Annotated in this window: 11 protein-coding genes; 4 read left to right on the forward strand and 7 right to left on the reverse strand. The window is 69.3% G+C overall.

What is annotated here, in order from left to right; all coding sequences use genetic code 11:
- The first annotated feature begins 30 nt into the window (after positions 1-30).
- The gene (locus tag C8258_RS29250; RefSeq protein ID WP_106957910.1) at positions 31-672 is read left to right on the forward strand and encodes a MazG family protein; all 642 of its coding nucleotides are present in this window, start codon (positions 31-33) and stop codon (positions 670-672) included.
- Here C8258_RS29250 and C8258_RS29255 read toward each other — a convergent pair.
- From C8258_RS29255 to C8258_RS29285, 7 genes are all read right to left on the reverse strand, one after another.
- The gene (locus tag C8258_RS29255; protein ID WP_106957899.1) at positions 648-950 is read right to left on the reverse strand and encodes an MTH1187 family thiamine-binding protein; all 303 of its coding nucleotides are present in this window, start codon (positions 948-950) and stop codon (positions 648-650) included. The two genes, C8258_RS29250 and C8258_RS29255, sit on opposite strands and share 25 nt — an antisense overlap.
- Before the next feature lie 4 nt (positions 951-954).
- Positions 955-1,431, reverse strand: coding sequence for a pyridoxamine 5'-phosphate oxidase family protein (locus C8258_RS29260; protein WP_039780672.1), 477 nt, complete (start codon positions 1,429-1,431; stop codon positions 955-957).
- 133 nt (positions 1,432-1,564) lie between these two features.
- Positions 1,565-2,959 (reverse strand): MATE family efflux transporter, encoded by a 1,395-nt coding sequence (locus C8258_RS29265; protein WP_106957900.1) that lies wholly within the window; start codon positions 2,957-2,959, stop codon positions 1,565-1,567.
- A gap of 25 nt (positions 2,960-2,984) precedes the next feature.
- Entirely contained in the window at positions 2,985-4,031 is a 1,047-nt protein-coding gene (locus tag C8258_RS29270; RefSeq protein WP_106957901.1) for a PLP-dependent cysteine synthase family protein, read from the reverse strand.
- Positions 4,032-4,065: 34 nt separating this feature from the next.
- Entirely contained in the window at positions 4,066-5,442 is a 1,377-nt protein-coding gene (locus C8258_RS29275; RefSeq protein ID WP_199195889.1) for a Y4yA family PLP-dependent enzyme, read from the reverse strand.
- Positions 5,443-5,494: 52 nt separating this feature from the next.
- Positions 5,495-6,484 carry an ornithine cyclodeaminase family protein gene (locus tag C8258_RS29280; protein WP_199195890.1) on the reverse strand — a complete coding sequence of 330 codons (990 nt, stop codon included), beginning with the start codon at positions 6,482-6,484 and terminating at the stop codon, positions 5,495-5,497.
- A 25-nt stretch (positions 6,485-6,509) separates the two neighbouring features.
- Positions 6,510-7,607 (reverse strand): TauD/TfdA family dioxygenase, encoded by a 1,098-nt coding sequence (locus C8258_RS29285; RefSeq protein WP_106957902.1) that lies wholly within the window; start codon positions 7,605-7,607, stop codon positions 6,510-6,512.
- A gap of 225 nt (positions 7,608-7,832) precedes the next feature.
- Here C8258_RS29285 and C8258_RS29290 point away from each other — a divergent pair, with 225 nt between their 5' ends.
- The 3 genes from C8258_RS29290 to C8258_RS29300 all read left to right on the forward strand — a co-directional run.
- Complete coding sequence (locus C8258_RS29290) at positions 7,833-8,570, forward strand: lytic transglycosylase domain-containing protein (protein WP_369974830.1); 738 nt, start codon at positions 7,833-7,835, stop codon at positions 8,568-8,570.
- A gap of 207 nt (positions 8,571-8,777) precedes the next feature.
- A complete protein-coding gene (gene eno, locus C8258_RS29295) occupies positions 8,778-10,067 on the forward strand; it encodes a phosphopyruvate hydratase (protein ID WP_106957903.1) in 1,290 nt (429 codons plus the stop codon).
- Between the two features lie 174 nt (positions 10,068-10,241).
- On the forward strand, positions 10,242-10,890 hold a 649-nt coding region (locus C8258_RS29300), incomplete at its 3' end, for a septum formation initiator family protein (protein ID WP_106957914.1).

Raw genomic sequence — 10,890 nt, forward strand, 5'->3', positions numbered from 1 at the left:
GCGCACGGCCTGACCGAGGCCGTCGAGGTCATGGACCGGCTGTGGAATTTCGGTGGCTGGGAGGTCACCCAGACCCACGATTCGCTCCGGCCGTATCTGCTGGAGGAGACCTACGAACTCCTCGACGCCATCCAGCACGGCGATGCGGAGACGATCAAGGAGGAACTCGGCGACCTGCTGTTACAGGTGCTGTTCCATTCCCGGATCGCCGAGGCGGCGGGCGAATTCACCGTCGACGAGGTGGCCGCCGCGCTGGTCGCGAAACTGGTGCACCGCAGTCCGCATCTGTCCGATCCGGCGGTGGACGCCGGAGCGGATGTGGCCGCGAAGGTCGCCGCGCAGGAACGCGCCTGGGAAGAACGCAAACTCACCGAGAAGGCGCGCCGCTCCTGCCTGGACGGGATCGCGATGGCGCAGCCCGCACTGGCGCTGGCGGAGAAGATTCGCTCCCGCAGCGCGAAGGCCGGGCTACCCGAGGATCTGGTTCCGGACGACCTGCGGGTCGTTCATCTGGGCGAACCGGACAGTGCGGAGGAGCGGCTACGCAAGGCCGCCATCGCTTTCGCGACCCGAATCCGCGGCGCGGAGGACGCCGCCGAACAGGCCCGAGGAGAACGTGCGCCGCTCGGCCCGGACGACTGGCGCGCTTACTGGGGGTCTTCCGCGAGATAGCGTTCGACGGTCTCGACCTTCGACGTCAGGGCGCCGGTGACGCCGGGACGGATGTCGGCCTTGATCACCAGGCTGCAGCGCGGCGCGACCGCGAGGACGGCGTCGGAGGCCTGTTTGATCACCCCCATCACCTCGTCCCATTCGCCCTCGAGTGTGGTGAACATGGCGTTGGTTTCGTTCGGCAGCCCGCTGGCGCGGACGATGCGGACGGCTTCGGCGACGGCGCGGCCCACATCGGCGCCGGTGCCGAGCGGGGTGACCGAGAAGGCGGCGATCATGGCGTCAATTCTTCGCGTCGACCATCTCCTGCAGGGTGGCGACACGCGAGCGGAGGTATTCGAGTTCCGGTTCGTCGAGGACCGTGCGCTGAATGCCCGCTTCGACCTCGAACGCGCCCTGGCGGTGGTCGTCGATCACCTCTACATCGATGGCGACGGCCACGTAGTCCTCGGCGCCGGGCATCGGATCGGCGATGACGCGCGCGCGACCGCGGGCGCACAGTGCCACATTGCCGCCACCGAGGATCAGCAGCGCGACATCGGGACGTTTGCGCAGCCGCGCCAGCGAACCGCGATCGAACTTGAGGCTCAACAGGATTCGCCGATCGTCGGCGCGCACCGGCCAGCTCACGGGTATCGCGTGCGGCGACGGATCGGTGGTCACCAGGACCGCGATGGTGTCCAGCGGCCAGGTCGGCAGGACGTCCAGTTCAGGATGCTCGGTCGCGGGCTGTTGACGTTCTCCGGCACTGGCTACCATCTCGTCACCTCACGGTCGGCTCACGCGGCGGCGTCGGCCGCGACTGGCACCCCAGTGTAAACCGTTGTGCCGCTTACTTGCTGGGGTGCGAGCCGCCGATGTGAAGTGCGCTGGTGACAGGGATGCGGACGGTTCAGTTGAGGCTGTCGGCCAATTGGCGGGGTTCGGCGGCCCGGCGGTGGTGCAGCAGCGAGAAATAACGCCGCAGCATCAGCGCGGCCGTCGCGGCCAGGCCCGCGGTCAGGCCCCACCAGACGCCACTCGCCCCCAGGCCCAACGGGAAGGCGAGCAGCAACGCGGTCGGCAGACCGACGATCCAATATCCCACCAGCGACAACCGGAAACCGGCCCGGGTGTCCTCGAGCCCCCGCAGCAGCCCGTTGCCGATGTTCTGCGCGGCATCGAAGAACTGCAGGACGAGGGCGATCAGCAGCAGGCTGTGCGCGAGTTCGACGGTGGCGCCGTCCCGACCGGCGAGGAACGGACGCAGCACCAGATCGGGCGCTGCGACGTACAGCACGCCGACGACCGCGGCCACCACGGCAGCCTGCCGCAACGCCAGCCAGGCCAGGTTCTGGGCGCGGCGGAACTCCTCGCGGGCCACGGCCCGGCTCACCAGGATCGAGACGCCGTGCGAGAGCCCCACCGCCACCTGGAACACGATGTAGACGAGCTGATACACCACGTTGTGCGCGGCCAGCGCCGCCGGGCCGAGTGTGCCCATCGCCAGGGCCAGCACCGAGAACATGCCGGCCTCGGAGCCGTAGGTGAGCGCGATCGGCGCGCCGAGCCGCAGTTCCGCGGTGGCCGTTCGCCGGCGTACCGGCCACATCCGCACCGGCAGCGTCGGCCCCAGCGCCGCGTCGCGACGCACCATCACCCAGAACACCGCGAAGGTGACGAGGAAGACGACCGAGGACGCCACGCCGACACCGGTCAGGCCCAGGGCGGGCAGTCCGGCCCAGCCGTGGATCAGTGCCAGCGCGACCACTGCGTTCACGGCCACCGAGCCGAGCGTCACCACCAGCAGCGCCTGTGGCCGTTGCATGCCGACGGTGTATTGCCGCAGCACCTGGAACCACAGGCAGGGCAGCAGACCCGGCGCGAGCGCCACCATCATCGGCCGCGCTTCGGCCAGCACCGTGGCGTCCTGGCCCAGCCATTGCAGCGACCAGCCCAGACCGACCAGGATCAGACCGCCGAGCACCCCCGCGGCCGTGGCGATGAGGAAGCTCGATCGGACCACATCGCGGATCTCGTGTTCGGGGTTGCGGCGCTGTTTCTCGGCCCGGCTCACCACGGTTGCCACCTGATTGCCGCTGGCGGTTATCAATCCGACGCACATGGTGCGGATCTGGTTGAACAGCACCAGCGCCAGCCCACCGGCCGCCACCTGGTCGACGCCGAGACTGCCCATCAGCGCGATATTGGTGGTGGAGATCGCGACCTGAGCCAGTTGGGTCAGCGCGATGGGCGTCGCGAGCGCCGTCAGCCGGCGCCCGTCACCGCGGGGTGTGGCGGCGGTCATGTCCGGGCCTCCGCGACGACCGGATTCATCGGGCTCCCACCAGATTTCGCGCCTCGGGCACAGCAGGTGCCGCGGGTGCGTAGCGGTCCAGCAGGTCGGTGACCGCGTGCTCGGCGGTGCGGTCGAGCAGATCGCGGTCGCTCATCCATTCGTCGTCGAAGACCGTGTCGAGATACTTCTCCCCGCCGTCGCAGACGATGGTGACGATCGTCGAGCCCGGTTCGAATTCCTCGAGCCGTTGCAGCGCCACGTACACCGACCCGCCCGCCGACCCGCCGATCATCAGACCGGAACGCTGCGCGACCGAGCGGGCGGTGGCGAAGGCGTCCACATCCGAGACGGTGACTCCCTCGTCCAGCAGCGAGTAGTCCACGGCCGTACCGACGGTCGCGCCGGGCGGGGTGCCGGTGCCCGACTGCCAGTACGGTCCGCCGGGCCCGCCGAACGCGATCGACCCGACCGGTTCCACGCCGATCACCCGCGCGGGATGGCCCAGGTCGCGCAGCCGCCGCGCCGTGCCGAACAGCGATCCGCCGGTGCCGACGGCGGAGAGCAGGATGTCGACATGACCGAGATCGGCCAGCAACTCCTCCGCGACCGCGTAGTAGCCGACCGGATTGGCCTCGTTGTTGTGCTGTTCGGTGAAGTAGGCGTCCGGCCGCGCGGCCGCCATCGCCTCGGCGAGGTCCTCCCGGGCGGACGTGGCCAGGCTGTCGTCGCCCTCGGCGGCGACGTAGACGAGGTCGGCACCCATGGCTCGCATCGCGCGCAGTTTGTCCTTACAGGCGTGGTGGTCCACGACCGCGGTGAATCGATAGCCGCGTTCGGCCGCGACCACCGCCAGTCCCAGTCCGGTATTCCCGGATGTGGACTCGATAATATGCCCGCCATCTCTCAGCAAACCCCGGCGTTCGGCATCGAGCACCATTTCGCGGGCCATCCGGATCTTCGCCGCGCCGGTCGGATTGAACTGTTCGAGTTTGAGTAGTAGCCGGGTGCCGCCCTCGGTGACGGCCAGCTCGAACAAGGGAGTGTTTCCGATCAGGTCCGTCACGCGCGTGACGATCGGCATGCGAGTCTCCTCGAGTGTGTGATGGGAAGGGGAGTCAGCGTTCGAGCGTCCAGCGCAGCCGCGGCGGCTGCGCCGGATCCGCGTCCGGGCTGCTCGACAGCAGCACCTTCGGCGGGATGGGGAGATCGTGGAACGACGATTCGTTCGAATCCATCTGATATCCGGCGGTATTCGGATAGACGAGCAGATCGCCGATGACCGCCGGACGCGGCAGTGGAATGCGCCGCCAGCTCAGCATGTCCGATTCCAGGCAGGTCGCCGCGCCGACGCAGGCCGGGGTCGCCGCACCCGGCCGCATCGGCCACAGCACCGGATCGGGCAGGTATTCACTGTCGAACCACTGCTCGGACAGGCTCAGGCTGGTGCCGTCGACGGTGAGCAGCTGGTAGGGAAGTGACTGTGCCGTGCGAGTTTTCACACCTTGGACGCGGAACACCGTGCTTCCGGCGCGGTCCAGCAGCGCGCGCCCGGGTTCGATCGCGAGCCGAATCGCTTGGGCGCGTAGGACTTTCGCCAGGTCGTCGTGGTCGAGGACGGCGGCCAGCGCGGCCGGTCCGGCGGGACGCTGGTGGTAGGGATAGTACGAATCGAAGGTCTTGTCCGCGTGGAACCAGTGCGGATCGTGGTCCTCGGTGAAGGCGCGCCAGGCCGCATCCGGCAGATAGTCCACGCCGAATCCGCCGCCGATGGAGAGGGTGGTGACCGGATGTCCGAGGGCGCGGGCGTGCAGGCAGCGGTCAACCAGCGCCGCGGCGAGTTCCGAGCGGGCGATCGGGTCGTAGCCGGACAGATGAAAGCTGAAGCCCTCCACCTTGATCGGCGCCGGATCGGTGCGGTGCAGCACCGTGTCGAGCTCGATATCGGTCATGCCGAACCGGCTGGTCGAATCCGGCGGGAGTACCCGCAGCAGCACCCGGGCGGTGGCGCCGAGGCCGGTGAGCCGGTCGAGTTCGCCCGGTTCGTCGATGGCGATCAGGGCGCCGTGCCGGGTGGCCAGCCACAGCAGCTCATCGGATTTGGCCGGACCGGTCACCACCAGATCGTGGCCCCGGATACCGTGCGCCAGAGCCGAACTCAGCTCGCCGATGCTGGCGACATCGGCGCCGGCGCCGTGTTCGGCGCAGACCCGCACCACGGCCGCGGCCTTGTTGGCCTTCTTGCCGTAATAGATCGCGCCGTCGACGCCGTGGCGGCGGAACTGGTCACGGAAGCCGTCGATATTCACGCCCACCCGCTCCGGGTACAGCACGTGGAACGGGCCGCCGACCGCATAGGCGATGTCGTCGAGCAGACGGGTGTCGGCGAGCAGGCGCCGCTCCCATTCGTCCCGGTGTGCCGGGAGGGGAGGCGCCGTGATCGAGGCGGAATTCGGCGCATCGTCGGGCGCTCGCGTAGTCCGGCTCGCGGTCACAGCGTCGTCTCCGATGGCGACGACCGCGCGGCGCCGGGGAAGTGGGCCCCGCTCAGTCCCACAGCGGCACCTCCGTGCCCCGGCCCTCGGCGATGGCGCGTTCGGCCAGCGCGTGCGCGACGGCGATATCGGTGAGTACCAGGCCGCTGTTGTAGACGAACAGCCGTTCGTCGGCGCTGGTGCGCGCGGTCGCGCGGCGGCCCAGAATCGCCGGCAGTTCGGCGTCGACCGAGCGCAGCCGCCCGTCGGGCCCCGCCATATCGGTGCCGGTCAGCGCCATCTGCTCGGCGCTGGTGGCCACCACGCGATCGGCGTCGGTGAGCGTCGAGGGCGCCAGTCCGTAACCGACCAGCACCGCCACCGAACCCGGTGCCAGATCATCGGATTCGAGGGCGACCTGTGTGCCGGGCCCGGCGGTCGCGAGCACCACATCGGCCGTCGCCGCCGCGGCGCGCGGATCGTCGACCACGTCCAGATCCAGGTGCGGAGCGTGCGCGCGCAAGTGAGTGCCCACCGCTTCCAGGCCCTCGGGATGGGTGCCGTACACCATCAGCCGGTTCAACTGCGGATTCGCGGCGAGCAAGTGCGGCAACGCGTTTCGGCCCTGAGTACCGGTCCCGATCAGCAGCACGCTGCGCGCGCCCGGCCGCACCGTCTCACGCACCAGCAGCGCCGACACCGCCGGCGTGCGCAGTGCGCCCACCCGCGCGCAGTCCATCATCGCGATCGGGGTGCCGGTGGCGTCGTCGTAGAGGGTGATGGTGGTGTAGTAGCGCTTGGTGCTGCGGTCGTGGCTCGGATCGAATTTGTACGAGGTCTTCATCGCCACCACCCGGCGGCGCCCGTCGCGCCCCAGCATCGCGTACGCCACCGACCAGCCGTCCGGATGCGCCACGCCGAGCTTGCGGGGGTTGTCCGAATCACCCTGCGCCAGGGCCAGATAGGCGTCCTCGACGGCGCGCACCACCTCGTTGGGGGCGATCGGGACATCGGCGAGATCGCTGCGGCTGAGTACGCGCAACGGGGTGGGGCGGCTGCTCACTGCGTTCCTCGGTTCACTGGTCGGTTCATCGGTCCGAAATCGTCGGTGCCGCAATGGGATCGGGCGCGAACGGCCGCACCGTCCGCTGCCCGTATCCGCTTTCGCCGGTCTCGGCCGGTGCGCGGCGGCGTGCCAGCCGGATGTTGACCCGTTTGAGCCAGCGGTCGGTCCCGTCGTAACGGGGCGTGAACGGAACCCGGCCGTGCACGACGACATCATTGTCCATCAGCAGCAACTCGCCGGGCTCCAACACCGCACGGTGACAGACTCGTTCCAATTCCGCACCGAGATGGGCGTAGGCGCAACGGTATTCGGGGGCGACCTCGTCGAGCGGGGTGTAGGCGGGGTCGTAGCGCAGGGTCGGCCCACCGTCACCGGCGGTGACGGTGGCCACGGGGGCGGGGCGATGCCCGCTGAAATCCTCGCCGTAGGAGACGTCGGGCAGGATCGGCACCGTCGGTTCGGCGAGCAACCGCCGCTCGTCCGCGTCCAGGTTCACCCGGCGGACCGAGGAGACGGTGGTGCCCACCCGATCCGGATTGCGCAGACAGCCGAGCAGCAGCAGATGCGCGCGTTCCGGATGGAAGGCGTCCTCGGTGTGCGGACTCAGCAGGGTGGTGCTGCTGGCGCCGGACTGTTCGTGTTCGTGGCCGGGCGTGGGCAGGATGTTGTTGACCAGCCGCCCGCCCTGCTGGCCCTGCCAGCCGAACGGTTCGCCGGCGCAGCGGGCGAGCAGTAACAGGGCGATATCCAGGCGAAACGATGCCGGGCACGCCGGTTCGGCGGCGTGGGTCCAGTCGGGCGGCGTCGGGCCGAGGTCGTCGTCGCGCACCGGCAGGCGGCCGATGATCGTCGCGCCGGCGGCGGTGTCGGGCGGTCGCAACGCGGTTCGCACCGCCGCCGGAAAGTCGGCGGCATAGGCGTCGACGAGCCGGATAAGGGCCGGATCGGAGAGGGTGCGCCGGACCGGTGCGGAACCGCCGGGCGTGCGGTCGAGTGTGATCGCGATCTCTTCGGCCGAACAGAACACGGCCGCCGCGGCCTCGGGCGGAAGCGTACGGCGGTCGATCGGTTCGGTTTCTTCGTGCTGGGGTGTCTTACGTTCGCGGAGAACGTTTTTCACCAGGAGTTCCCTTCCTCGCAATGGGGATGAAGCAGGTGGTGAAGACTCGGACTGCGAAGTTAGTCGCTCCGTTGATCTTAAGCAAGGCTTACCTAAAGTACGCCATTGGACATAGCGTTTCGGTATCGAACGGTTGCCGGGAAAGGTAGCTGATCGTATGCCGAGTCGGGTGGAGTGCATCGTCACGATGCGTGCCATCCGCGCGCGAATCTGGATGATGGAGAGGTGCGTTCGACCATCCCCGGATTCCGGCCCCTCGCGTTCGCCGCTGCCGCGGCGGTCGCACTGCTGTCCGGATGTGCGGGAACCGATAACCTGCCCCCGATTCCGGACGGTTTCCCGCCCGGTGCGGGCAGCCCGGTTCCGCTGATCGACCTCGATGCGCCCGGCCGTAGTGCCGAACAGTTGCGTGGCTGGGCGGAAGGTCAGTCGGACGCGCTCGGCATCCCCACGGTCGCGCTCGAGGCCTACGGATACGCGGCCGAGGTCATGGCCCGATCGCGTCCCGACTGCGGCATCGGCTGGACCACGATCGCGGGCATCGCGCGGGTGGAGAGCAAGCACGGCCGCCACGGCGGTTCCGACCTGAATGCCGACGGTGAGGTCCGTCCGCCCATCCGCGGCATCCCCTTGGACGGATCACCCGGTGTCGCAAGGATTCTCGACGACGCGGCCACCGCCCGCGCCGGCGCTCCGGTCTACGTGCGCGCCGAGGGGCCGTTCCAATTCCTGCCCGAAACCTGGCAGCACTGGGGTGTGGATGCCAACGGGGACGGCCGCGCGGATCCGGACAGCATCGACGACGCCTCGCTGACCGCCGCGCGCTACCTGTGCGCCAGCGGCGGAGATCTGCGCACCGCCGAGGGGTGGCAGAAGGCGGTGCTGACCTACAACCAGTCCACCACCTATATGGCGACCGTGCGGACGAAGGCGGCGGCGTACAGCGTGGGCCGTCGCGCCTGAGACCCACCCCGCTGCCGCGCACATGCTTCGGCGCCGCCGCAATTGGTTGCGCGCGCGAACGACCGCGACCGCGCGCCCACCTGTGTCGTGCGTTCCGGACCGCACCCATTAGGCTCGCAGACGCACGGGCCCGCCGTGCGACCTGCTCATGGACGGCGGTGGGCAGGGCCCTGAATTGATCGCCAGCAGCCGAAGGAGTGTCGTTTCGTGGCCATCATCGAACAGGTCGGAGCTCGCGAGATCCTGGATTCGCGCGGTAACCCCACCGTCGAGGTCGAGATCGCTCTCGACGACGGCACGCTGACCCGCGCGGCGGTGCCGTCCGGCGCCTCCACCGGCGAGCACGAGGCCGTGGAGTTGCGCGACGGCGGCGACCGCTACGGCGGCAAGGGTGTCCGCAAGGCTGTCGAGGGCGTGCTGGACGAGATCGCACCGGCCGTGATCGGCCTGGACGCGGTCGAGCAGCGCACCGTCGACCAGGTGCTGCTGGATCTGGACGGCACCCCGGACAAGTCCCGCCTCGGCGCCAACGCGCTGCTCGGTGTGTCGCTGGCGGTGGCCCGCTCGGCTGCCGAGTCCTCGGGGCTGGAGCTGTTCCGCTACCTGGGCGGCCCGAACGCGCATGTGCTGCCGGTGCCGATGATGAACATCCTCAACGGTGGCGCCCACGCCGACACCAGTGTCGACGTGCAGGAATTCATGATCGCCCCGATCGGCGCGCCGACCTTTCGCGAGGCGCTGCGCTGGGGTGCGGAGGTCTACCACGCCCTCAAGGCCGAGCTGAAGACCAAGGGCCTGTCCACCGGTCTCGGTGACGAGGGCGGTTTCGCCCCGGATCTGGCCGGCGGCACCCGCGAGGCGCTGGACCTGATCGCGTCGGCGATCGGCAAGGCCGGCTACAACCTCGGCAGCGATGTCGCGCTGGCTCTCGACGTCGCCGCGACCGAGTTCTACACCGCCGGAACGGGCTACAAGTTCGAGGGCGCCGAACGCACCGCCGGGCAGATGGCCGAGTTCTACAACGACCTGCTGGGCGCGTACCCGCTGGTCTCGATCGAGGACCCGCTGTCGGAGGACGACTGGGACGGCTGGGTCGCGCTGACCGATCTGATCGGTGACAAGATCCAGCTGGTCGGCGACGACCTGTTCGTCACCAACCCGGAGCGGCTCGAGGACGGCATCGCCAAGGGCGCCGCCAACGCGCTGCTGGTGAAGGTCAACCAGATCGGCACCCTCACCGAGACGCTGGACGCGGTCGAACTGGCCCACCGCAACGGCTACAAGACCATGATGAGCCACCGCTCGGGCGAGACCGAGGACACCACCATCGCCGATCTGGCGGTCGCGGTCGGCAGCGGTCAGATCAAGACCGGCGCCCCCGCCCGCAGCGAACGCGTCGCCAAGTACAACCAGCTGCTGCGCATCGAGGACGCGCTCGGCGATTCGGCTCGCTACGCCGGTGACGTCGCATTCCCCCGCTTCGTCTTCGAGGGGTAGTAGCCTCGACAACGGGTGTGGCGTGCGGGGCCGGTCGATACCGCGGCCGGTCACCGCGCGAAACCGTTGCGCTGTGCGGTCGAATCGCAGCGCCGCTACGGCACGGATTTGCAGCACCGCTGCTGCACAGATTCGCAGCACCGCTGCGGAGGCAGGCGATTTCGAGGTGTGGGGATGACGGAGCGACGGGCGCGCGGCACCAGTCCGGCAGGACGCGGTGACCGCCGCTCGACGCGGTCGCCCAGACCCGAACGCGCCGCGAACGGCTCCACCCGTACTTCCGCCGGCAAACGGGCCGCGCAACGTCGTCCGGCCGGCACGAAATCCGAACCGCGCACCACGCGTGCGAAGTCGAAGAAGTCCGAGGATCGCCACGATCACCGGATCCTCGGGCTGTCCACCGGCCGGGCCGTGATCCTGGCCGCGGTGTTGTGCGCGCTCGCGCTGACTCTCGCCGTGCCGATGCGCACCTATTTCAGTCAGCGTTCGGAATCGGTGCAATTGGCCGAACAGCGCCGCGATCTGGAAAACGATCTGACGCGGTTGCGCGACCGCCGCGCACAACAGGAAGATCCCGCCTACATCCGCTCCGAGGCCCGCGACCGGCTGCGGCTGGTGATGCCCGGCGACACCGCCTACATCGTGCAGGTGCCCGGTATCGAGCAGCCCGCGGTGCCGGTGCCGACGAGTCAGGCCCGCCGCCCCGATCCTTGGTACACCCAGCTGTGGCGCAGTATGTCCGAGCCGCAGCCCACCCCCACCACGCCTGTCTCTTATACACATCTCCGAGCCCACGAGACCGATCAGTATCTCGTATGCCGTC

The organism is Nocardia sp. MDA0666, from assembly GCF_003023875.1.
GTDB lineage: Bacteria > Actinomycetota > Actinomycetes > Mycobacteriales > Mycobacteriaceae > Nocardia > Nocardia aobensis.

Coding starts and splice junctions, on each gene's coding strand:
- C8258_RS29250 (WP_106957910.1), top strand. CDS start 31: ATGGACCGGCTGTGGAATTTCGGTGGCTGGGAGGTCACCCAGACCCAC.
- C8258_RS29255 (WP_106957899.1), bottom strand. CDS start 950: ATGATCGCCGCCTTCTCGGTCACCCCGCTCGGCACCGGCGCCGATGTG.
- C8258_RS29270 (WP_106957901.1), bottom strand. CDS start 4,031: ATGCCGATCGTCACGCGCGTGACGGACCTGATCGGAAACACTCCCTTG.
- C8258_RS29265 (WP_106957900.1), bottom strand. CDS start 2,959: ATGACCGCCGCCACACCCCGCGGTGACGGGCGCCGGCTGACGGCGCTC.
- C8258_RS29260 (WP_039780672.1), bottom strand. CDS start 1,431: ATGGTAGCCAGTGCCGGAGAACGTCAACAGCCCGCGACCGAGCATCCT.